Source organism: Bacteroidota bacterium, assembly GCA_040388375.1.
GTDB lineage: Bacteria > Bacteroidota > Bacteroidia > UKL13-3 > UKL13-3 > JAAFJM01.
Genome location: JAZKBU010000006.1, coordinates 319,209 through 343,207, shown reverse-complemented (window position 1 = coordinate 343,207; position 23,999 = coordinate 319,209). Strand labels below are relative to the sequence as shown.

Genomic DNA, 23,999 nt, shown 5'->3' with positions numbered 1-23,999 from the left:
ATGGATGAATTAGTTTTTACTACTTGAATTATTCTGTTCTGATAATTGTATTAAAGCAAAAACAGAATAATTGATCATGTCTTGCAAGTTGCTTTCTATGCCTTCACTGGCTATCGTTTTTCCTTTGTTTTCCAGTATTTGTTTCATGCGCTGTATACGCATAAGCAACATATCAGTAAAAGTGGTAACTAACATGTCGCGCCATACTTCGCCATAATCGTGGTTTTTTTCTTCCATTAAAGCTTTTGTATTGGCTATATGCTTGTCATATAAATTGGTTAAAAATGAACTTTCTAAATCCATATTTTTATCGTTAACCAAATCCAGTTGAATTAAACCCATTACACAGTAGTTAATAATACCCATAAATTCAGGTTCTATACCCTCATCTACTTTCATGGTGCCTTTTTCTTCAATGGTCCGGATGCGTGTTGCTTTAATATATATCTGATCAATGATACTGCTAATGCGCATAATGCGCCATGAAGTTCCATAGTCATGGTTTTTATTGATAAAAACGGTTCTGCAATTTTTTATAACTGAATCGTATTGGATAGCTGTTTTGCTCATATAATGTTTTACAGTTTCAGTTATGCTTATACCTTTTTGGTGTGATAGAATGGTATATTATAAATTACTTATCACTAATAAGCTAAACCTACTTAATATTGCACAAAAATAAACAGGGTATTGACATTGCAAACTAAAAAATATATTAATTGTAAGGGAAGGCTTATAAGCATTGAAAAACCAATTGTAATGGGAATTTTAAACATTACAGCGGATAGTTTTTTTGATGGAGGTAAACATAATAGGTTAGATGCGGCTATTTTTCAAACTGAAAAAATGCTACAGGAAGGGGCTACTATTATTGATATCGGAGCGCAATCAACAAGGCCGGGTGCTGATATAATTGAGGCAGAGAAAGAATTAGCTGTAGCTATTCCTATTATTGAAGCATTGGTTAAACAGTTTCCTCAAGCAGTTTTTTCTATTGATACTTTTCATGCACAAGTGGCTAAACAAGCTGTTTTAGCCGGAGTGAGTATTATTAATGATGTGTCGGCCGGAGATGATGATGTTGATATGTTTAATGTAGTGGTGGAATGTAAGGTACCTTATATAATGATGCATAAGCAAGGCAATAGTAAAACCATGCAGTTAAAACCAACTTACAGCAATGTAGTGCTTGATATTATTGACTATTTTGTCCCTAAAATTAATTATTTAAGACAACAAGGTGTGGCTGATTTAATTGTTGATTCGGGTTTTGGTTTTGGCAAGAATCTAGCTCATAACTACGAATTGTTAAACAAACTCAAGCAATTTGAAATATTGGGTTTGCCAATATTGGCAGGTATGTCGCGCAAAAAAATGATTCAAAAGGTAATTAATGAGGAGGCTGCAAATGCTTTGAATGGAACAACAGTAGCGAATACAATTGCTTTGATGCATGGAGCCAATATTTTAAGGGTACATGATGTGAAGGAAGCCATGGAATGTGTTAATATTTACAACCGATTGATGGGGCAAGAAGCTGATAACTAGTTGTATAAAGGCTTATTTGCGGGAAAAAGTAAAAAAAGTAATATAATCGCAGTTGCGACATGGATATTTTAAGCTATAAATTTAGTTGGATTAACCTAGTGGATATATTGCTGGTGCTATTATTTAGCTGGCAATTGTTTGTAAGGCTGAAAGGAAGTTTGGCGTTTAATATTATGATTGGCCTGCTCACACTGTATGCATTTTGGTGGGTAGTTAAATATTTTGAAATGCCTTTGTTAGAAACCATTTTAGGTGGTTTTGCACAGTTTGGTGTAGTGGCGGTATTGATTGTATTTCAACAGGAAATCAGAAAATTTTTATTGATTATAGGCAGGCGTTCCTTTTTGGGTGAGAATAAACGCTGGTGGCATATTTTTCCATGGAAATGGAAATTAGATGAAAACATAACTGTTGATTTTGCGGACATTGTAGATGCTTGTCAGGCGTTGGCCGAGACGCATACGGGCGCTATTATTATATTTCCTAAAACAAGTGAAATGAGGTTTTTGGCTGCCAGTGGCGAAGCTATTGATGCTCATTTGAGCCGTAGGTTAATATTGAGTATTTTTAATAAAAATAGTCCTTTGCATGATGGCGCTATGATTATAGCTAAAGGAAGAATAAAGGCTGTTAATTGTGTTTTACCTGTTAGTGATAATCCTGATATGATTAACAAATATGGATTGCGCCACCTTTCAGCCATTGGTATAACGGAGCAAACGGATGCTATTTGCTTAGTTATAAGCGAGGAAAGGGGGTATATCAGTTTTGTTAAAGAGGGTAAAATAAAAGAGGCTATTGATAGGGAACAACTCATTGATTTGTTGAATATCGAGTTGCAGCCATCTCACTAGTTTTTATCAAAGGTGCTGTCTTTTTGAATAGATTCTAAAAACTCTTCCGGTGATTTCCCCAACGCATCAAGCGATAGTTTAGCATCTTCAGCCAGTTCACTTTTAGGATATTTCTGCAAAAACTCTGTATAATATTTGCGTGCTTTATCAAAGTCGTTTAAGTTGTTCTCGTAACTAAAGGCCATGGTAAATAGAGCCTGTTCACAAAATTTAGAGCTTGGGTAGGTTTTTAATAGTCTTTCCAGTAAACGAATACCTTCTTCTGCTTTATTTAATGAACTGCTTCTTTGAGCGGCTTTAATTAGGTATTCAGGTGTTCTTAAATCGTCCGGATATTTATCGGCATAATCAATGTAATTCCAATACAATTCTGTCATCTGGTTTAAATTGTAAGCACTGTCACTGGCTTCTAAACTGTTTATATAATCTATTTTTTTCTCTCTTGGCGATTTACAAGCCGCAACTAATAAAACAGCTAAAATTAATAAATAGGCTACTCTCATAAAACTAATAATTTTTTAATAGCACAAAGAAAGTAAACTTATGAATACTACAATTGTTTAATTTAAGCACATGGGTATGTTACCAGTTTAGTTTTATAGAAAGTAAAGCTATTCATGCGCTTGAAGCCTTTATAATAATTATTTACAATATTTCACTTTGTTAAAAGGCTATTGTAAATTGTATTTGATAGCTATAAATGGAGGAACTATTTTTTACAAAATCTATTTCTCCCACAAACATTAAAATACTATAAATTTGTAACGTGGAATTTAAGTTAACAAGCGAATATTTGCCAACTGGCGACCAGCCAAGCGCTATCAAATCATTGGTAGAGGGGTTGAATCGTGGCGATAAAAGCCAGGTTTTATTGGGTGTTACTGGTAGTGGTAAAACATTTACCATGGCCAATGTAATAGCACAAATACAACGACCTACTTTAATATTGAGCCATAATAAAACATTGGTTGCTCAATTGTATAGCGAGTTTAAACAGTTTTTTCCTGAAAACAGAATTGAGTATTTTGTTTCGTATTACGATTATTATCAACCTGAGGCTTTTATCCCTTCAAGTAATACTTATATTGAAAAGGATTTAGCTATTAATGAAGAAATAGAAAAGATGCGTCTTTCTACTACTTCGGCTTTACTTTCCGGCAGGAGAGATGTATTGGTGGTAGCTTCGGTTAGTTGTATTTATGGTGCCGGTAATCCAAAGGATTATGAAAGTAGTATAGTGCGTTTGCATGTGGGGCAAAAAATAGTACGCAATACGGTATTGTATGCTTTAGTTGATTCATTGTATAGCCGCACAACAGCAGATTTTAACAGGGGAAATTTTAGGGTTAAAGGTGATATTTTAGATGTATATCCGGCTTATGCTGATTTTGCTTTTCGTATTTCGTTTTTTGGAAATGAAATTGAAAGTATTGATGTAATAGACCCTGTTAGCGGAAAAAAACAAGAGTCAATGACTGATATTGCTATTTTCCCAGCTAATATTTATGTAACGCCCAAAGAGCAGTTGCATGAAGCCATGTACGAAATCCAAGATGATTTGGTCGCGCAGATTGAATATTTTAAATCGATAGGAAAACATTTGGAAGCAAAACGTTTGGAAGAACGTACCAATTTTGATTTAGAAATGATGCGTGAACTGGGTTATTGTAGTGGTATAGAAAATTACAGCAGGTATATGGATAAGCGTAAGCCTGGTGATAGACCTTTTTGTATTTTAGATTATTTTCCGAAAGATTTTGTTTTAATGGTGGATGAAAGCCATGTGAGTATTCCGCAGGTACGAGCAATGTACGGTGGCGATAGAAGCAGGAAACAAAATCTGGTAGAATATGGTTTTAGATTGCCATCGGCTATGGATAACAGACCATTGCAGTTTAATGAATTTGAAAGTATGATAGGCCAAACGGTTTATGTAAGTGCAACTCCTGCAGAGTATGAAATACGTCAGGCAGAAGGAGTAGTGGTAGAACAGATTATTCGCCCAACAGGTTTATTGGATCCAACCATTGAAGTGCGCCCGTGTTTAAATCAGGTAGATGATTTATTGGATGAAATTGATGAACGCATAAAAATGGGCGATAGAATTTTGGTTACTACTTTAACCAAACGTATGGCTGAAGAATTAAGTAAGTACATGAGTAAGCTTAATATAAAATGCCGTTATATTCATAGTGAAATAAAAACGTTAGACAGGGTAGAAATACTCCGCGATTTGCGTTTAGGTGTATTTGATGTATTAATTGGCGTAAACTTATTGCGCGAAGGATTGGATTTACCTGAAGTAAGTTTGGTGGCCATTATGGATGCGGATAAGGAAGGGTTTTTACGCAACGATAAATCATTGACTCAAACCATTGGTAGGGCAGCACGTAACGATAGGGGTAAGGTAATTATGTATGCTGATAAAATGACGGATAGTATGCAGCGTACTATTAACGAAACGGATAGAAGAAGGGAAAAGCAAATAGCTTATAATACTTTACATGGGATTACACCTAGAACGATTAAACGTTCGCGTGAGGAAATATTAAAACAAACAGAATTGGCAGATGCGCGAACTATTTTAGCTCCGGAGCCAAAAGCTTATGTAGAGCCTGAAGAGTTTAATATAGCAGCCGATCCAATTGTAGAATATTTAAGTAAGCCTAAATTAGAGAAAATGGCTGCAGAAACGCAAAAACGTATGCAAAAGGCAGCCAAAGACATGGACTTTATGGAAGCAGCCCGCTTGCGCGATGAAATGTTTGCTTTACAAAAAAGATTAGAAGAACTTGCTTAATAATGTTTTTAAGCAACACTGCTAAAACAAAAAAGAGGTGCTATGCAGCACCTCTTTTTTTGATAATATGATAATGAATGGGCTTATTTACCTTTGTTAAAGCCTTTCATTACACCTCTTTCTGAGGTTCTGATAAACTCTAAAATTTCATCACGTAATACGGATGGTTTAATTGCATCTTCTACTTGGTTAATACCTTTGCTTACGTTGTTGTTATGAATAAAAATAATTCTATAAGTATCTTGTATGGTATTTACTTCTTCCTGAGTAAAGCCATTTCGTTTTAAACCTATTGAGTTAACGCCTTCGTAACTTACCGGGTAACGACCTGCAATTACATAAGGTGGAATATCTTTAGTAACCATACTACCACCTTCAATCATTACGTTACGTCCTATTTTTACAAACTGGTGTATGGCTGAAAGTCCGCCAATACGAGCAAAGTCGGCAATGTTTACATGGCCCGCTACTTGCACGCCATTGGCTATAATTACGTTGCTGCCTATAATACAATCGTGTGCTAAATGCACATAAGCCATTAATAAGCAATTGCTGCCTACTTCTGTTTTAAATTTATCTTTTGTACCACGGTTTATGGTTACACATTCTCTGATAGTTGTATTGTCGCCAATAATGGCAAAGGTTTCTTCACCTACAAATTTTAAATCTTGTGGTACTGCACTAATAACGGCACCCGGAAATATTTTACAATTTTTGCCTATGCGTGCACCCGGATATATGGTTACGTTGGTTCCTATTTCGGTTCCCTCGCCTATTTCCACATTATCGTAAATGGTAGTAAAAGGGCCTATTACTACGTTAGCGCCAATTTTGGCTCTGGTGTCTATTTGTGCTAGGTTTGATATCATATATAAGCTAATGGCTATTGGCTTTCTGGTGTGAGGAGATAGTCTTTTGCCCTTCTAAATTTTGTTTCTGTTTATTTTATTTTTTTATTACCTGTGCCATCAATTCTGCCTCGCACACTAGCTTTTCTCCTACAAACGCTGATGCCTTCATTACACATACACCTCTTCTTACCGGAGCAATTAAGTCTAACCTGAATACCAAAGTATCTCCCGGTACTACTTTATCTTTAAACTTAGCATTGTCTATTTTCATAAAGTAGGTGTTGTAGTTTTCAGGGTCTTCTACTTGCGATAGAACCAAAACGCCACCTGCTTGTGCCATAGCTTCAATAATTAATACACCAGGCATAACCGGGTTGCCAGGAAAATGGCCAGGGAAAAACGGCTCGTTAAAGGTTACATTTTTTACTGCTGTTAAATAGCTTTTACCCATTTCAAGCACTTTGTCTACCAGCAAAAACGGACTTCTATGTGGAAGCATTTTTGCAATATCCTGTGTGTTGTATAAAGGTATTTTATTTGGATCGTATTTAGGAACGTTTACCTGACTACGTGTTTTTTTAATTAATGCTTTTATTTTTTTACCAAAAGCTATATTGGCTGCATGCCCGGGGCGAGCTGCCATAATCTGTGCTTTAATGGGTGTACCGATTAAAGCCAAATCGCCAACTAAATCCAATAGTTTATGACGAGCAGGCTCATTGTGAAAACGTAAATCAACATTGTTTAAAATGCCTTCTTTTTTTACTTCTACTTTTGGCTTGTTAAACATTTTAGCCAAATGTTCCAGTTCATCGTCTTGTATTATTCTATCAACAATTACAATGGCGTTGTTTAAATCGCCACCTCTGATTAAGTTGTTGTTGTATAGCATTTCTAACTCGTGTAAAAAGCAGAAAGTACGACACGATGATATTTCTGATTCAAACTCTTTTAAGCTGGTAATTGAAGCATGCTGGCTACCTAATACCGGTGAGTTGTAATCAACCATTACTGTCAGGCGATAATCGTCTAAAGGCATGGCTATCATTTCTACTTGTCTGTCTTCTTCGGTATAATAAATATTAGATGGCAGGGTGAAATATTCGCGTTCTGCATTTTGTTCTAATATACCTACTTCTTTAAGTGCTTTAATAAAGTATTGCGAACTACCATCCATAATGGGTGTTTCGTCTGCATCAATATGTACTAAACAGTTGTCTATTTCTAAACCAGCTAACGAAGCCATTACATGCTCTACTGTGTTTACTTTACCTCCATTTTGTTCTAATGTGGTACCTCTGCTTAAATCAGTTACGTTGTCAACATCGGCATCAATTATTGGTTTGTTTGGTAAATCAATTCGTTGAAATTTAATACCGTAGTTTTCCGGAGCCGGATTAAAAGTCATGGTAACCTCCTGACCTGTATGTAGTCCTACACCACTTAAACTTACCGCACTTTTTATGGTTGTTTGTTTCATTCTTTGCTGATTTTCAGCTACTCCGATAGGGTAGCTTTTTTTAAAATTAGGGCTCAAATATAGTATTTAGCCTCGGTTGGTCAAAAGTATTTTTAAGAGGAATGTGGATAGCTTAACGGTAGTGTCCTGATAAGCTTTAGTTTGTGCACTAGAGGCGGTAACCCAAGGGTAAAAGTGATAGCATGTGTGTGTGGGTTGGGGAGGACACCAACCACGGGCAGAAAACGAATAAATGTAAAGCGATAAAGGGCGTTTAATTATTTAGCCAACAGTAGTATATAGTCAAACTCTTCTTTTTGTATTTCCATTACGGAGAGCCTGCCTTGTCTTACCAAGCCAATATTTTGTAACTTTTCATCAGCTTTAATTTGCTCCAGCGTTACTGGTTTTTTTAGTTTTTTAAACGGAGCTAAATCCACCACTACCCAATTTTTATCGTCAGTGGTCGGGTCTTGGTAATGTTCTTTTACTACCTTGGCTATACCTACTATTTCTTTGCCTTCGTTGCTATGGTACCAAAACACTAAATCACCTTTTTTCATGGTTCTGAGATTGTTGCGTGCCTGGTAATTCCTTACACCATCCCAAAATGTTTTTCCATCTTTTTCAAATTGTTCCCAACTGTATTTAAATGGCTCTGATTTTACTAACCAATGTTTCATGTGTGTGTGCTTAATACTCGTAAAACTTTACTACTTTATTTGCTGCTTTATCAAATGCTATTTCGGTTTGACTGCTTTTTTGTTTACTATACACAAACGCTACGGCACTTTGGTCAGCAATAATAGCGTCCCAAGCTGTTTTGTCGCTGTGTTCGGCAATAAATTCTCTTTCCGGATGAATAGCAGGCGCATTGAATTTATTTAAATGTAAAAACTCAAAAATCCATTTACGCAAGTACTCTTCTTTTTCTATATCGGTAGCATATTGGCCTCCACCGTCAAATGCATTTTCCAATACATTGTTGGCGTGGAAATAATCGTGAAAAATTTCTTCACCTGCTTCGTTTGTAATGGTAAAATCAATATTGGCATTGTATATTTTATCGCCAATAATTTTTACTTTAAATTCATCTTTACTGTTGGGATTTGAGAATTTATGTTTCAGCGCACGCTGAATGTTTACTTTTTTAAAATCAGCAGCCGTGTCGTCTTTGGCAAAGCGCTTCATTTCATCGTAACTCATTCCCTTGTAATGGAGGGATGTATCTTTAGCTGCCTTTTCTTCGTGTTTCCAAACACTGTCTCCTGCGGCATCTCTACTTATTTCATCGTTATCGCAAGCTTGTAATGTTACCAGTAAAAAAGCAATTGCGTAAAAACCTTTTCTCATTCTTAAAATAATCAGTCGTTAATTTTTTTCAAATATAAGGTTCCAAATTAAATCTAAATCCTCATCATTTTTCGAATTAATTGTTTGTGAAGTTATGGTTGTCTCAATACTAGGCAAAACACCTCTTTCTGAATCGGCAACGGGTAAATGATGTTGGAACTTATAGTGTGGTATACGCACAAAATTACCTGTTTTGGGTAATTCTAAAAAAGGAGTATTTACAGCAAAACATCCGGACTCGGTGCCTGCTGTTTCTTGTCCAATAACAATAGCATTGGCTTTGTGTTTTAAATACGCAGCTTCAAAACTGGCTGCACTAAACGAGCCATTATCAACGAGGCAAAATATAGCTCCAGTAAAACGAGGTAAGCTACTCATTTCTTTTTGCGTTATAGTAAACTGGTATTGATAGGTGTTTTCTGTTTCTGTTTTGGCACTAATGAGCCCTAATGAAAAACGAGTTAAGTAATAAGTGAATTTTTGCTTAGCATATTTTCTATAGGTGAGCCCTTGTTTACCTCTTATAAAACTATAGCTGAACGTATCTTTACTTAAATATTTTAACATCTCAGTTGCTTGCCCTATACTGCCACCGCCATTACCTCGTAAATCAACAATTAAATATTTTATATCGTTTTGTTCTATTTGGGTAAAAGCGCGTTCAAAAAACTTATTGGCATTGCTTAGCTGAAAGCCTTTTATTTTCATAATGGCTGTTTGTGTATCGCCTTTGCAAATTCTAAATGAAGCGAATTCCTGATTAAGTAAAACACTTTGGTTCCGCGGTGTTTTGGCAGTGGGTTTGGCTTTTGTGTTATTTTCTTCTTTTTCTTCTTGTAAGCTAAGTTTTAAAGTATCGTTTTTTAACGACAATAAGGTTACATTATAGATGGAATCTTCGCCAAAAAAAGCTACATAAAATGACTGGAATTGCGATGCGCCATAATAGTTTTTCATGCTGTTTAAACCGGCATCGGCATTTTGTACTTCTTCTATTTTATCAATAATTTCTGCCGATGAATGGTTATTAATGCTCAATATTTGTGAGCCACATACTAAATCAGAATCGTTGCTTTCATTTTTAGTAACTAATATTTTTGAATCGGTAAAAATTACTCTAAAGGGAGGAAAAAAGTGTTTCTTTTTAGCAAATAATTTTTGAGTTTTAACGCTGGGAAATATTTGTGTATGGCCGCATTTTACATGGGCTATGTAATTCCGTAAAATCATTCTGAAAGCTATATCGCTTAAAGGTTCTGTTAACTGGCTTTTTGTCTTTTCAAAAAGCGCTTGCCATTCCTTGGCATTGGTATAACGGTAAAAGCCCGGGTGATTTAGTTGTAAGCTGGTATTTAAGTAATCAAAATCACTTTGCATCTCGGCAGGTTGGTATATCGTAGTACTGTTTTTCTGTGCAAATAATGCCATGGAAAAAATAAAGAATACATAACTTACAACTAGTTTTAATTTACTCATTTAAATAGATAATAGGTGGCAAATTAATCAAATTCAATAGATAAAAAACTAACTTAAATTGTAGAATTATTGTATTTTATTTGAAACCTTATGCAATCAACAAACCATATTTTAATGATAAGGCCTGTAGCCTTTACTTTTAATACGCAAACAGCTACCAGCAATTCATTTCAAAAAGCCAATAATACTTTAAATACACAACAAAATGCATTAAATGAATTTGATGCATTTGTAAATAAATTAACGGAGGCAGGGGTAAAAGTACATGTTATTGAAGATACTTTAGAACCACATACCCCCGATTCTATTTTCCCTAATAACTGGATAAGTTTTCATGAAAACAATTGGATTGGCGTATATCCCATGCAGGCCGAGAATAGAAGAACAGAAAGGCGTGCTGATATTTTAGAAACTTTGAGCAAAGACTTTTTACTGGAAGAAATTGTTGATTATACAGACTCTGAAAAGGAAGATAAGTTTTTGGAAGGCACGGGTAGTATGGTATTGGATAGGGATCATCAAATTTGTTATGCCTGCATATCGCCACGTACGCATATTGATTTATTGCAACAATTTTGTGCAGCGTTTAATTACCAATTGGTGCATTTTGTAGCTTTAGATGCTGACAAAAAACCTATTTACCATACCAATGTGGTTATGAGTGTAACAACCGATTTTTTAATTGTTTGTTGGGAGTGTATACCGAGTGAAACGGAACGAAATAAAATTAAACAAAGTACTACCAAACAAATTATTGAAATTAACTTAGCCCAATTAAATCAGTTTGCAGGTAATGTTTTAGAAGTTTTGGGTGCTGAAAATAAAAAGTATTTGGTGATGAGTGAGCAGGCTTATAAAGCACTAACTCCAAGCCAGATTGAAATGATAGAAAGCCTTTGCAGTATTTTATATACTCCGCTTTATACCATAGAAAACAATGGAGGAGGTAGTGCTCGTTGTATGATGGCTGAAATTTTTTTAAAGGAGCGAACGGCTAAAGAGAAAGCTTAGTAATTGCTAATACAACATAAAAAAAGAAGCTGTCCATTTAGACAGCTTCTTTTTTTATTAGCACCTATTAGTATGCACTGTCATCTAATAATTCTTGTACATCTTGTTGTGCTTCTTTTCCTTTGTGTCTCCCTTCAGCATTTCTGGTTTTTCTGTTTTTACGCATTTCCTTTTTTGCTTCTTGGTATTTTGTTTTTTGTGTAGTGTCCAATACCGCTAACATAGCATCATCTGTTTTTTTCCATTGTGCTCTTAAAGCTGTTTTTTTGTCTTCAGGGCTTGCATTTTTTACTTGTTCTTTCAATGCTTTCATCTGGTCAAAATGAGTAGAGAAAATAGCTTTTACTTTACTTTGTTGGTCGGGAGTTAAACTCAGTTTTTCTGTTAGTTTAGACATTACCATTTCCATTTTACTTCCTTGTTGTCTTTGTGCGAACAATGTGGCACTTGTGCTTACAAATAATAGCAGTACGGCAATACTTTTAACGATATTTTTCATGGTTTTTTATAGTTTAAATGGTTTAAAAATTTGGTGTATGATGCCAAAAATAACAAAAGGTTTAAAAAACAATAAAACTATACATAAAATTTTCAATTCACATCTTCGTGTTTGTAACATTCACTTATCAATTGGGCTATACACAATTAATTAGTGTTATTTCGAATTTTGAAAGAACTGTTTAAAAATCAAGCTTTATCAAAACATTTAAATCAAATATTATTTCCCTGTTATTGTTAGTTGCATTCATGCAGCTAAGGTTTTTGAGCCATGCCCAAATAGGAGAAAAAATAGATAGCTTGAATAACAGGTTGCTGGAAAATAATGGCAAAGTAAATGTGGCCATTACAGAAATTGATACTAACATTTTTGACATGAATGAAGATTTAGGCGACCAGTTAATACCGCTTGATTCTATTTTAATAACCGTAACAGAAAATTCGGCACCTTTAAAAATGGCCATTGCCGAAACCAATAAATTTAAATACAACCGTGATTATATTAAATGGATATGGTTAAACTCTATCCAATTGTTTTATAACTACGCTTATGGCAATCAAGTTAACCAGGTAGTTGCCAGTAATGTTACTACTGATGTATCAACACAAAGTTTAGGTATTGGGTACAGGGTAGGTATAAATATAGTGTTGCCTTTGGGTGATATAGCGGGGCGTAAAGCCAGAATGAAATCGTTGTACTACGAAACCGAAATGGCGAAGCACAAACAGGACGATGTGAAAAGAGCTTACAAGCGCCAGATTATTGACGATTATTTTAATTTAATTTCATTTCAAAAAATGTTGTGGGTAAAAAGTCAGGATTTGGAATCGAGCAGGATTACGGCTGAATTGGCTTTGATTGAAATGAAAAGAGGAAAAATTCCACCTGCTGAGTTAAGCAGACTGCGTAATATTATGGCTATAGCCGAAGCTGGTTTTGAACAAGCTAAACGCGATTTTATGGCTTCATTTTATAAGTTGGAAACAACACTTGGTGTGCCGTTAATTACCTATAAAAGGAAAGGGTCAAATAAATAGTTATGACCTTAATAACTTTTATAAGAATTGTATTGAATAAATGGAAATGGTTATTGTTGTTTCCTTTGTTAATGTCGGTTACCGTATTCCTGTTAACAAGCAAACAAGTAAGGGAATACCAGACAAATGCCACCATTTACACAGGTTTGGTTTCCGGTTATAGCATTACGGACAATGGTGAAAGTAAAGTTGATTTTTTTGCTGTTAACAATGCTTTTGATAATTTAATTACCACCATTAAGAGCAGAGAAACCATTGAAGAAGTTGGTTTGAAATTACTGGCGCAACATTTATTATTAGCAGCTCCTACAAAAGATGTATTGGGTGAACGCGCATTTGAAAAGTTTAAGGATTTAATTCCTGAAAACGAAAAGAAACGACTAATAGTGCCGGGCAGTTTTACTAAAACTTTTGAACGTTTAGAAAAAATAAAAGACAGTACCAATACCAATATAGTCAGGTATTTATTAAATACACCCGGTTTGTTTTATAACACCGAGGTCATTTTAAATTCGTTAACGGCAAATCGTAAGGCCAGTTCCGATATGGTGGAGTTGAGCTATAAAACAACGGACCCCGGGGTTGCTTTAAATGCTTTAAACTTTGTTATTGAATCGTTCAGTATAAGGTTTAAAGGAATAAAAAACGCAGAAACTATAAACGTAGTAAAGTACTTTGAGCAGCAGTTGGATAAATCATTCAATACACTACAAAACTCAGAAAACAAACTACGCGACTTTGGTATTGATAATAAAATTATTAATTACAACGAACAATCAAAGTTTGTTGCGGAAAGCAAAGAAGATTTAACAACCGATTATTACAAAGAAAAAATGCGGTTTGAAGCGGCTAATTCAGCCATTAACCGCATAGAAGAGAAAATGTCGAAATATACTGATGTGTTGAAAAACAACGAGGATATGATAAAGATTCGACAGGAAATAGCACAGTTGAATGTAAATATTGCCAATGCAAAAGCATATAAAATGAATACCACTCAAATCCAGAATATGGAAAATGAATTGGATAATTTAAAGCTTAAAATAAAAGAAAAAGCACGCGATTTTTATAACTTTAACAATAACATAGAATGGATTCCACAACAAAATTTATTGGACGAATGGTTAAGTAAATTAGTGGAGTTGGAAGAGAGTAGGGGAAGGTTACAAGTGTTTGATGCGCGCATTAAACAGTTTGATGGTATCTACTCCAAGTTTGCACCTTTAGGCTCAACCATGAATATGTTGGACAGGGAAATAAGTATCAATGAAAAAGAATACTTATCTATTTTACATGGTTTAAATTTAGCCAAACTGCGACAACAAAATATTGAAATGAGCAGTAGCTTAGAAATAGTCGATAATCCTATTTTTCCTATTAGCCCATTGCCATCAAAAAGGGGCTTGTTAATTATTGTTTCTTTCGTTGCGGGCTTTATTATTTTATTGGCTTACTACATTGCTCAGGAGCTCATGAATAGTGCCATCAAAAGCCCTGAAAGAGTAGAAAAACAAATAGGCTTACCATTATTGAATGCTTTACCCGATTTAGAATTACCCGGCAAGTTAATTGATATCAATGAAATGAATAATGCATTGGTACAGCGTATTATCAACTCCATTTTTATTGAATTAAAACAATCAAACTATGCCAACGACAGGCATGTTATAACGGTATTAAGCACCAAGTCAGGCGAAGGAAAAAGTTATATAGCAAAACTGCTTGCTATTAAACTGGCTCAAATAAAAAACAATGTTATTTTGTTGTACCCGGAAACATCGAGCAAAAAAAGCGATGTGATTATGGAAAAAGTAGCCAGCGATTTACAAGTAAAAGAATACAAAGTATTAGATAAATTAGTTGATGCCAACAACATTAGCGATTTAATAGAAGCCAATAACGAAACACCATTGGAAGATGGGCAACACAGTTTTACCATTATTGAGTTACCCAGTTTAAATAAATATCCTATACCAATTGAAATTTTGGATAAATCCCATGTATCCTTATTAATAGTGCATGCGCACAAAAGTTGGACAGCCAGCGACCAAAGAATTTTAAAAGAGTTTGAAAAGGTAAAACCCGGTGGTGTAAAAGTTATTCTTAACAGAGTAATACCCGATTTACTGGAAGGTATTTATGGAGAAATTCCTAAGCAAAGGTCTAAAATAAGGAAAAGACTAAAAATTATTTTCGGAGGCTCGAAATACTAATATGCTAACAGTCAGGCAAAATAAATCACCTCAAAATTCTGAAATTTTGCGGTCATTCGTTGTTGCTGCTGTAGCTGTGGTTCTAGGTGTTTGTGTTGCTAAATTAGGCCTTTTATTTGCCGGTGCCATTATTGCTATTCCTGCAGTTATAGCTTATTTTGTTTTGGTTTTTAAAAACCCGCGAATGGGTTTACTTAGTGCTTATCATTATTGTTTTTTTGTAAATGGCTTAGGCCGTTTTTTACCATCCGATATTCCTTTTGGTTTATTGGTTGATGGTATTTTAATTATAACCGTTATAGCCTGTATTTTTAGTATTACCAAAGAGCAAGCCAGCAGAATTAATAACTGGTCGTTTTGGCTCGCTTTAATGTGGATGGGTTTTATCATGTTTGAATTGGTAAATCCGGAAGCTACCAGCAAAGAAGCCTGGTTTTATGCCATGCGTGGCATAGGCCTTTATATGGTATTGCAGGTGCCCTTAACCTTAATACTAATGCCCGACAGGAAAGACCTTTCCTTGTTGATAAAAATAGCTATTATCTGGTCACTTATTGCCGCATTTTATGGATTTAAACAACATTATATTGGTATTACCTCGGGCGAAGTAAGGTGGTTAGAAGAAGGAGGTAAAATAACCCACCTGATTCAAGGGCGTATGCGTATCTGGTCCTTTTACTCCGATGCAGGGCAATTTGGCTCCGGAATGGCACATTTATGCGTGTTTTGTTTATTACTGGCTTTGTCACAAGGTATAACCCAAAAGCAACGTATTTTTTATTGGGTTTCATTTGCCATACTATTTTGGGGTTATGCCCTGTCAGGCAGCAGGGGGCCGTTATTTATTATTATTGGTGGTGTTTTTATTTACTTTTTAATGATAGGTAATTTTAAAATACTTTTAATAGGGGGCATAATAGCCGGAATGTTTTTTGGCTTACTTAAGTTTACCTCAGTAGGTAGCAGTAATTACCAGATACAGCGTATGCGAAGCGGTTTAGACCCCAATGATCCTTCATTAATGGTAAGGGTTGAAAATCAAAAACTGCTAAAAGGGTATTTGGCTTCGCGGCCAATTGGCGCAGGTATAGGAACAGGTGGTAGCTGGGGGCAGCGTTTTTACCCGGGCCGTTGGTTAAGCTCAGTAGCACTTGATAGTTGGTATGTACGAATTTGGGTTGAAATGGGTGTGGTAGGTTTAATTTTGCATTTAATCCATTTATTTATATGTTTGGGCGTTGGTATGTATAATACTTATAAAATAAAAGATCCTTTATTACGCTCCCAAATGATGGCCGTATGTGGAGGTTTTTTTGGTATTATGTTTGCTAGCTATGGTAATCAAATTTTGGGTCAAAATCCAACTGCAGTAGTCATGTTCATTAGTATGGTTTATATGTTTACGTGTAAAAACTGGGTTGATAAAGAAGGTAATATTTTACCTGAGCATAAAGAGTGATAAAAAAGGAAAACTTAAAACTAACCAAATACAATTCACTTCAACTATATCAGTTTCTGCGGTATGGTACCTTTTTTCTTATTTCAGTCCTTTTAGCAAAAATTGCTTTTTACAGGTTCAGTACTGTTTATGGTACTAGCATTATAAGCAGATACGAGCTGTTAATGGTAGTAAGTTCGGGTTTAACTTTCTTTTGGGTATCCAGCATTTGTAATACCCTTGTACCTTTTTTTAATGCGAGTAACGAAGATCGGCAGCGAAGAATTTTATTCAATGCTTTTGCTTTAATGGTTGTATTTGCTTTTGTGGCAGGAGCCATTACCCTTTGTTTTGGTCTTTATAAAAAAAGCGATTTTTATTTATACCAGATGTTTTCATTGGTCGTCTTTTTAAATACACCCACCTACATAGTCGATTATATATTTTATTTAAAAGGGAAATTCCGATCCTTAATTATATGGGGTATAGTAACATTTACAGCCCATGTATTAATGCTTTGTTTGCCTTTGTTTTTTGGTCAAACACTTAATCTGGCAGTTAATTTATTGGTAATATTAGCGCTACTTAAGTTTAATTATACCATTATTTTATTAATGAAATACTCCACTATAAGTATTAACACAAGACTTATACAAGAGTTTATGGTTAAGGTAATGCCCTTTATGTTTTCCATATTACTTGGTGGCAGTATGGAATACATCAATAGCTTTATAGTAGAACATAATTTTACTGAAGCAGAGTTTGCGGTATTTAGATACGGAGCAAAAGAGTTGCCTATATTTTTAATTATGGCCAACTCGTTAAGTAACATTTACAGTGGTGAAATAGCTAATTTAAACAAAGAAGGATTACTGAAACAAGGTTTGGGTCGCTTAAAAGCAAGTAGCCGGAAATTAATGTTATGGATGTTTCCTTTAGCTATCATATTGTTATTTACCAGCAAATATTTATACATTTATTTATACAGTGTAAATTTCGTAGAAGGGTATAAAATATTCAATATATCATTACTGTTAATCATTAGCCGACTTGTATTTCCTCAAACAGTTTTAACAGGATTAATTAAAACACGCGCTTTTTATTTGGTTTCAACCAATGTGCTTATAGTAAATGTAGTATTGGCTATTTGGTTTGTGCAGTGGATTGGTATTGCAGGTATTGCTTATGCCACAGCCATTTCATTTTTAGTAGAAAAAATACAGCTTGTTATTTATTGTAAAATGGAAGGCATTCGTTTTAAAGAATACACTCCCGTTATTGAGTACTATATATTCTCCACATTAATGCTCGTAGCCTTTGTTATATCTATCAATATGTAAAAATGGATTATAGTAAAGTTTATACGTTCGCAGGAGTCTTGTCAAATGTATCGTCAAGTATTTCGTATAAAGGTATTTTTATTCCTCCTGATGTGTTAAGTCAGTTACCGGTTGTAAAAGGTAGAATAAGAGTAAAAGGAACTATAAACGGATACCCGTTTAATTTAGCTATACAAAGTGCCAAAGAAGCCGGTAAATATTTTATGATTAGCGGCCCTTTGCGTAAAGCTTGTAAATTAGAAGTAGGCCCGCAACCCATTGCAGTATCTTTTAGTTTGGTTGATTCAGATGAATTAGAAATACCCGAAGAGTTACTTTCCGTATTAGAGCAAGACGAAGAAGCCAGTAAAATATTTTATGCTTATACCAGAGGCTACCAAAGAAGTTTGGTTCACTATATAACCACCGTAAAAAATATAGATAGCCGAATAAAGCGTGCTTTAGAATTAGCCGAAAAAATAAAAATACGTACATTCCATATTCATAAAAGTAAAGAAGAATGAGAAACTTACTATATGCGCTTATATGGCCTATATTATTTGCTTGCAATAAAGAAAGCAATACTGTTTCTATTAATTCCGAAAAGCCCAATATTATTAATGCATTAGACCTTTCCTTTACTCCGCTTATGGAGCAAAACAATGTATTGTATTATAAAGATTCGACAGCGGTTCCTATTTTAAATTTAGTACATAATAAAGGTATTAATACCATCAGGGTGCGATTATGGAATAACCCCGTCAATACACAATCTGCATTGCCGGAAGTAATGGATTTTGCCAAACGTATAAAAGTAGCAGGGATGCAGTTCTGGCTCGATTTTCATTATTCAGATATATGGGCGGATCCGGGTAGTCAAACTACGCCCAAAGCATGGAATAACTTACCGCTATTATTATTAAAAGATAGTATTTACCAATACACAAAACGTACACTACGAGCACTTAAATTACAAAATGCAGCGCCCGATTATATTCAGGTAGGAAACGAAATTAACAATGGTTTTTTGTGGCCGGTAGGTCGCATCAATTCATTTGCTGATAGTAATAATGTGCATTTAGCAGAGCTGCTTATTGAAGCTATAAAAGCTTGCAAAGAAGAATTGCCACAAACCAAAATAATGATTCATTATGCGGGCTATGCCGGGGCACGCGAATATTTTCAAATGCTTATCAATAGCCATGTGCAGTTTGATATAGTAGGTATTTCCTATTACCCGTGGTGGCATGGCAATAAATGGAATGATTTAGACATCGCCTTGTCTTATTTAAGTACATTATACAAACCCATAGTGATAGCAGAAACAGCCTATCCATTTACCATGCTTTGGAATGACTGGACAACAAATGTTTTGGGAGACTCCACCAATTTAATAGCAGGTTTAAAAGCAGATGTAAACGGGCAGGCAAATTTTATAAGAGAGTTAAAGAAAATAGTTGTAAAAAATCAATCAGTGAATACCAATTATGGTATGTGTTATTGGGCTCCTGAATGGGTAGCTTATAAAGGTGCAATGGCTACTGATGGTTCACCTTGGGAAAACCTCACCTTGTTCGATTTTAAAAACAAAGCATTACCCGCTTTGGATAGTTTAGTAATACAATAAAACAAATGAATGCAAAATATTATATAGATAAATTAGGCTTAACAAAGCATGTAGAAGGCGGGGCTTTTAAAGAAACATATCGGGCTGATTTAATCATTGAAAACAATGCTTTAACACCCAACTTTAAGGGTGATAAAAATGCCAGCACAGGTATTTATTTTTTACTGGAGTATGGACAGTTTTCTGCTTTTCATAAAATAGCCAGTGATGAAATGTGGCATTTTTACGATGGCGATACATTAACCATCTACGAAATAGAAAACGATGGAACCTTAATTACCCATAAGCTTGGACGAAATATAGAAGCAGGCGAAACCTTTCAATGTGTAATTAAAGCAGGTAATTGGTTTGGCTCACGTTGCGAAGTTGCAAACGGCTTTAGCTTAGTAGGCTGCACCGTTGCCCCGGGTTTTGACTTTGCCGATTTTGAACTAGCCAATAAATCAATTCTACAAAATCAGCATCCGCACCTAGCTAACTTAATTGATGAAATGACCTATTAAAACTAAAAAAGCTACCCGATATGAGTAGCTTTTTTAATTTTTATAAGATAAGATGTATCTATGGTCTATCAACCAACAACTATTTGTACATTACATCTTTTACCGCAGTTACTATTTGTTTTACACTTGGTAAAAAGGCTTCTACAAAAGTTGGAGCGTAACCAAGCGGAGTATCAGCGGTATTGATTCTACGAATCGGTGCATCCAGATAATCGAAAGCATTTTTTTGAACCATATAAGTAATTTCAGTACTGATATTTGCCAAAGGCCAAGCTTCTTCTACTATAACCAATCTGTTTGTTTTTTTCACCGATTCAATAATGGCATCATAGTCGATAGGGCGTACAGTGCGTAAATCAATTATCTCTGCGCTAATACCGTCTTTGGCTAATTCCTCAGCAGCAGCATAAGCTACTTTTATAATTTTACCGAATGAAACAATAGTCACATCAGTTCCTTCACGTTTGGTAACAGCTTTGCCAATTGGGATTAAATATTCTTCTTCTGGTACTTCACCTTTGTCGCCATACATTTGCTCGCTTTCCATAAAAATAACCGGGTCGTTATCTCTGATGGCGGTTTTTAATAAACCTTTTGCATCGTATGGATTAGAAGGGACTACTACTTTTAAACCCGGGCAGTTAGCATACCAGTTTTCAAAAGCCTGGCTATGTTGTGCTCCTAATTGACCTGCACTGGCAGTTGGTCCTCTAAAAACCATAGGCATATTAAATTGCCCACCACTCATTTGGTACATTTTAGCAGCAGAGTTAATTACTTGGTCAATAGCTACTAATGAGAAGTTGAAAGTCATAAACTCTACAATTGGACGCAAACCATTCATGGCAGCACCAACAGCAATTCCTGCAAAACCTAATTCGGCAATAGGTGTATCAATAATTCTTTTTTCGCCAAACTCTTCAAGCATACCTTGGCTCACTTTGTAGGCACCGTTGTATTCAGCAACCTCTTCGCCAATTAAAAATATGTCTTTATCTCTACGCATTTCCTCGTTCATGGCTTCGCGCAGGGCTTCTCTAAATTGTATTACTCTCATTATGGTTTTATAAAAAGTGTTGCAAAAATAATCGGTTTAGCTTGCTATCAAATAGCTGTGGGCAATTTTTTTAAAAAGCTAAGTTTTGCATTCCCGGCTATATAAATAAAAAACCAGCTTTCGTTAAAAAGCTGGTTTCCAAAATATTTTTAAAATTACTTGTTAACGATTGCTTTTATTTTTTCTTCCAAAGCAAATTCATCGCCTTCCAAATAACCTGTATGGCTATAAACTACGTTGCCCGCTTTATCCAATAAAAAGGTATGCGGAGGGTTTACTACATTCATGGCTCTCATCATATCGCTGTTTACATCCAACAATACATCAAAAGGCCAAGCCTGACCATCAATATATGGTTTTACTTTCATTACATTTCTTGCATTGTCAATAGAAACAGCCACCACAATTACATCGTATTTGGTTTTCCATTCGTCATACAGTTCGTTAATATTGTTCAATTCTTTTTTGCAAGGAGTACACCAAGTAGCCCAAAAGCTAATAATTACAATTTTGCCTTTTTTTGCATAATCTTTTACATTTACCACTTTACCGTTTACATCTTTTAAATTTAAATCAGGTAAAGTTTGTTTTTGCTCTTGTGCGTATATGAAAGTAAGCGAAAAAGCCGCTAATAGTGTGATAATTAATTTTTTCATGTTAGTTTTATTTGCTTTGGCTAAATAATAGCTAAATATTCATTTATCAAAATTATTGCCAAAAAATTAGGTGAAAATTTCTTCATCAAAAAGTTTGTGTAACTTTGGCAAGCATTTTGTAATGTTGAAGAAAAATTAAAAATAAGTAATCATGAAAAAATTATTGATTGTAATGAGCATTGCCGGAATTTTGGTTAGTTCATCATGTGGAAACAGAAAAATTGAAAGAGTAGATCCTAATACTCAAACTGATATTAGCGGCAGATGGAACGATACGGATAGTAAATTAGTTGCAGAAGAAATGACTAAAGACGTATTGACCAGAGCTTGGATTGCTAATTTTGAAAAAACACATAACCGCAAACCTGTTGTTATTATAGGTAGTATCCGTAACAAAACCAGCGAGTATATTGATGCAACTATGTTTATTAAAAACATGGAAGTAGCCTTTATAAACGAAGGACGTGTGAGCGTAGTGCAAAGTGCTGACGAGCGTAATCAATTACGTGAAGAACGCAACGACCAACAAACATTTGCCAGTGAAGAAAGCAAAAAGAAATGGGGTAAAGAAAAAGGAGCTGATTTTATGATGAACGGTGTTATTACTTCAATTACCGATGAATATAAAAATCGCAAATCAGTGGCATACCAAGTAAACCTTGAATTATCTGACTTAGAAAGCAATGAAAAAGTTTGGATTGGCCAAAAACAAATTAAAAAATTAGTTAAAAACTAATCATTAAAAGACCTAAGCAAACACCTTATTAATCATTGGGTTTAAGGTGTTTGTTTTGCTTAAATAGTATTGCTTAAGGAAATAATCATCTCCATCATTTAAATAACAAAGTCATCAAATCTAGAGTAGTCATATTAGTAGCAATAGTTATAACTATGGTGTTAAGTGCTTGTACCACTTACTACCAGAAAAGTTATGATTTAATGCAAGCTGTTTATAATGGAAACTTAAATCAAGCGGAAACCTTGATGAAAGATAAAAAATGGCAAAAACCTAAACGCAATCTTTTGCTGTTTTATTTAAACAAAGGCACTGTACTTTGGATGAATGGAAAAAATACTGAAAGCAATCTGTACTTTAAGCAAGCGGACTATTTTGTAGAAGATTTTAGAAAAAACTATGCAGAGAGTTTTGTAAGTTTATTTACCAATCCCAATTTTACTACCTATAACGGAGAAACATTTGAGCAAATACTCATACACTATTATTCAACCATGAATTTTGTGCAATTGGGAGATTATGATAATGCCTTGGTTGCTTGCAAAAGAATGATAGAAAGTAGCCAACGCGTAAACGATTTATATAAAAATAAAAACAAGTACAGGCGCGATGCTTTTGCCCATAATTTATTGGGTATGATTTACGATGCACAACAAGATTATAACAATGCTTTTATTGCTTATAGAAATGCTTATAACATATACAAAGAAGATTATGTTACCCAGTTAGGCACCGATATTCCTCTGCAATTAAAGAAAGATATTTTGCGTACTGCCCGACTAATTCATTTTAGTGAAGAAGTGAGCCAATACGAAAGTGAGTTTAATATGAAAGTGCAGCCAATGCCTGAAGGAACCGCTCCTTTGGTTTTCTTTTGGAACAATGGTTTAGGTCCGGTTAAAGATGAGAACTCCATTAACTTTGCCATAATACCTTTACAAAACGGTTGGGTTGATTTTGTAAATGCCGACTTAGGATTGCATTTTCCTTTTTACGTAGGTAGTGAAGACGAGAAAAAAAGCTTGTCAAGACTTAAAGTTGTGAGAGTAGCTTGGCCTAAATATTTAACGCGGGTGCCACTTTATAACAAAGCACAAATTGTAGATAGTTTAAACAACAGAAGCGATTTGTGTTTGGCTGAAGATATTAATGCCATAGCCTATAAAAGCTTAGATGACAGGATGCTGAAAGAAATAGGTGAAGCAGTATTACGCTTGGCTTTAAAACAAGCTGCAGAGCAAGTAGCACGTAACCAAAACGAAGGAGCGGGCTTGGCGCTTAATTTATTAAATACTTTTACAGAGCAGGCTGATACCAGAAATTGGCAGTTATTGCCATATTCTATTAATTATACCCGAATGTTTTTACCAGTTGGGCCACAGAAAATACGTTTAGAAACAAGCAATAAAGATTCATTAGAAAAGAATGAATTTTTTGTAGATATGAAAAAGGGACAAACCAATTTTCAAGCCTTTCAAACCCTACAGTTTACTAATTTAGTAGATAGGTATGGCAATATTGTAGTTAGATAATTATTACAGCATATTTAGACACAATACTAT

General features: G+C 34.8%; 23 protein-coding genes. 13 read left to right on the top strand and 10 right to left on the bottom strand.

Going from position 1 to position 23,999, the window contains the following annotated elements:
- Window positions 1-9: 9 nt before the first annotated feature.
- Window positions 10-570, bottom strand: a complete 561-nt coding sequence (locus V4538_11330) for a DUF1599 domain-containing protein (GenBank protein MES2381626.1) — start codon at window positions 568-570, stop codon at window positions 10-12.
- A gap of 189 nt (window positions 571-759) precedes the next feature.
- On the opposite strand from V4538_11330, the gene folP reads away from it, so the two are divergent.
- Both folP and V4538_11320 read left to right on the top strand, forming a co-directional pair.
- Window positions 760-1,548: a dihydropteroate synthase gene (folP, locus tag V4538_11325; protein MES2381625.1), complete on the top strand. Its 789-nt coding sequence runs from the start codon at window positions 760-762 to the stop codon at window positions 1,546-1,548.
- 59 nt (window positions 1,549-1,607) lie between these two features.
- Entirely contained in the window at window positions 1,608-2,402 is a 795-nt protein-coding gene (locus tag V4538_11320; GenBank protein ID MES2381624.1) for a diadenylate cyclase, read from the top strand.
- Here V4538_11320 and V4538_11315 read toward each other — a convergent pair.
- A complete protein-coding gene (locus V4538_11315) occupies window positions 2,399-2,905 on the bottom strand; it encodes a tetratricopeptide repeat protein (GenBank protein ID MES2381623.1) in 507 nt (168 codons plus the stop codon). The genes V4538_11320 and V4538_11315 overlap by 4 nt on opposite strands.
- Window positions 2,906-3,168: 263 nt before the next feature.
- On the opposite strand from V4538_11315, the gene uvrB reads away from it, so the two are divergent.
- Window positions 3,169-5,202: an excinuclease ABC subunit UvrB gene (gene uvrB, locus V4538_11310; protein ID MES2381622.1), complete on the top strand. Its 2,034-nt coding sequence runs from the start codon at window positions 3,169-3,171 to the stop codon at window positions 5,200-5,202.
- An 83-nt stretch (window positions 5,203-5,285) separates the two neighbouring features.
- Here uvrB and lpxA read toward each other — a convergent pair whose 3' ends face one another.
- From lpxA to V4538_11285, 5 genes are all read right to left on the bottom strand, one after another.
- Entirely contained in the window at window positions 5,286-6,071 is a 786-nt protein-coding gene (gene lpxA / locus V4538_11305) for an acyl-ACP--UDP-N-acetylglucosamine O-acyltransferase (GenBank protein ID MES2381621.1), read from the bottom strand.
- 76 nt (window positions 6,072-6,147) lie between these two features.
- A complete protein-coding gene (locus V4538_11300; protein MES2381620.1) occupies window positions 6,148-7,533 on the bottom strand; it encodes a bifunctional UDP-3-O-[3-hydroxymyristoyl] N-acetylglucosamine deacetylase/3-hydroxyacyl-ACP dehydratase in 1,386 nt (461 codons plus the stop codon).
- A 257-nt stretch (window positions 7,534-7,790) separates the two neighbouring features.
- Window positions 7,791-8,195: an EVE domain-containing protein gene (locus V4538_11295; GenBank protein ID MES2381619.1), complete on the bottom strand. Its 405-nt coding sequence runs from the start codon at window positions 8,193-8,195 to the stop codon at window positions 7,791-7,793.
- A 10-nt stretch (window positions 8,196-8,205) separates the two neighbouring features.
- Window positions 8,206-8,865, bottom strand: coding sequence for a hypothetical protein (locus V4538_11290; GenBank protein MES2381618.1), 660 nt, complete (start codon window positions 8,863-8,865; stop codon window positions 8,206-8,208).
- Window positions 8,866-8,883: 18 nt separating this feature from the next.
- Window positions 8,884-10,341 (bottom strand): S41 family peptidase, encoded by a 1,458-nt coding sequence (locus V4538_11285; GenBank protein ID MES2381617.1) that lies wholly within the window; start codon window positions 10,339-10,341, stop codon window positions 8,884-8,886.
- Window positions 10,342-10,431: 90 nt separating this feature from the next.
- Between V4538_11285 and V4538_11280 the strand changes: the two genes are divergently transcribed.
- Window positions 10,432-11,352 carry an arginine deiminase-related protein gene (locus V4538_11280; protein MES2381616.1) on the top strand — a complete coding sequence of 307 codons (921 nt, stop codon included), beginning with the start codon at window positions 10,432-10,434 and terminating at the stop codon, window positions 11,350-11,352.
- Between the two features lie 67 nt (window positions 11,353-11,419).
- Here V4538_11280 and V4538_11275 read toward each other — a convergent pair whose 3' ends face one another.
- Complete coding sequence (locus V4538_11275) at window positions 11,420-11,851, bottom strand: hypothetical protein (protein MES2381615.1); 432 nt, start codon at window positions 11,849-11,851, stop codon at window positions 11,420-11,422.
- Window positions 11,852-12,099: 248 nt separating this feature from the next.
- Between V4538_11275 and V4538_11270 the strand changes: the two genes are divergently transcribed.
- Genes V4538_11270 through V4538_11240 form a run of 7 tightly spaced genes read left to right on the top strand, consistent with a single transcriptional unit; the run spans window position 12,100 to window position 19,988 of the window.
- Window positions 12,100-12,888: a TolC family protein gene (locus tag V4538_11270; protein ID MES2381614.1), complete on the top strand. Its 789-nt coding sequence runs from the start codon at window positions 12,100-12,102 to the stop codon at window positions 12,886-12,888.
- A 2-nt stretch (window positions 12,889-12,890) separates the two neighbouring features.
- Window positions 12,891-15,101 carry a hypothetical protein gene (locus tag V4538_11265; protein MES2381613.1) on the top strand — a complete coding sequence of 737 codons (2,211 nt, stop codon included), beginning with the start codon at window positions 12,891-12,893 and terminating at the stop codon, window positions 15,099-15,101.
- 46 nt (window positions 15,102-15,147) lie between these two features.
- Window positions 15,148-16,560: an O-antigen ligase family protein gene (locus V4538_11260; GenBank protein MES2381612.1), complete on the top strand. Its 1,413-nt coding sequence runs from the start codon at window positions 15,148-15,150 to the stop codon at window positions 16,558-16,560.
- On the top strand, window positions 16,557-17,879 hold the full coding sequence (locus V4538_11255; protein MES2381611.1) for a hypothetical protein: 1,323 nt from the start codon (window positions 16,557-16,559) through the stop codon (window positions 17,877-17,879). The genes V4538_11260 and V4538_11255 overlap by 4 nt, the downstream gene beginning before the upstream one ends.
- Window positions 17,880-17,881: 2 nt before the next feature.
- The gene (locus tag V4538_11250; protein ID MES2381610.1) at window positions 17,882-18,382 is read left to right on the top strand and encodes a YdeI/OmpD-associated family protein; all 501 of its coding nucleotides are present in this window, start codon (window positions 17,882-17,884) and stop codon (window positions 18,380-18,382) included.
- Window positions 18,379-19,485 carry a glycosyl hydrolase 53 family protein gene (locus V4538_11245; GenBank protein MES2381609.1) on the top strand — a complete coding sequence of 369 codons (1,107 nt, stop codon included), beginning with the start codon at window positions 18,379-18,381 and terminating at the stop codon, window positions 19,483-19,485. Before V4538_11250 ends, V4538_11245 begins: the two co-directional genes overlap by 4 nt.
- A 5-nt stretch (window positions 19,486-19,490) precedes the next feature.
- The gene (locus V4538_11240) at window positions 19,491-19,988 is read left to right on the top strand and encodes a cupin domain-containing protein (protein ID MES2381608.1); all 498 of its coding nucleotides are present in this window, start codon (window positions 19,491-19,493) and stop codon (window positions 19,986-19,988) included.
- A gap of 79 nt (window positions 19,989-20,067) precedes the next feature.
- On the opposite strand, the gene V4538_11235 is transcribed toward V4538_11240, so the two are convergent.
- Complete coding sequence (locus V4538_11235; protein ID MES2381607.1) at window positions 20,068-21,045, bottom strand: pyruvate dehydrogenase complex E1 component subunit beta; 978 nt, start codon at window positions 21,043-21,045, stop codon at window positions 20,068-20,070.
- Between the two features lie 155 nt (window positions 21,046-21,200).
- Window positions 21,201-21,701, bottom strand: a complete 501-nt coding sequence (locus V4538_11230; GenBank protein MES2381606.1) for a TlpA disulfide reductase family protein — start codon at window positions 21,699-21,701, stop codon at window positions 21,201-21,203.
- A 151-nt stretch (window positions 21,702-21,852) separates the two neighbouring features.
- Here V4538_11230 and V4538_11225 point away from each other — a divergent pair, with 151 nt between their 5' ends.
- The gene (locus tag V4538_11225; protein ID MES2381605.1) at window positions 21,853-22,437 is read left to right on the top strand and encodes a penicillin-binding protein activator LpoB; all 585 of its coding nucleotides are present in this window, start codon (window positions 21,853-21,855) and stop codon (window positions 22,435-22,437) included.
- Window positions 22,438-22,592: 155 nt separating this feature from the next.
- The gene (locus tag V4538_11220) at window positions 22,593-23,969 is read left to right on the top strand and encodes a hypothetical protein (GenBank protein MES2381604.1); all 1,377 of its coding nucleotides are present in this window, start codon (window positions 22,593-22,595) and stop codon (window positions 23,967-23,969) included.
- The last annotated feature ends 30 nt before the right edge of the window (window positions 23,970-23,999 follow it).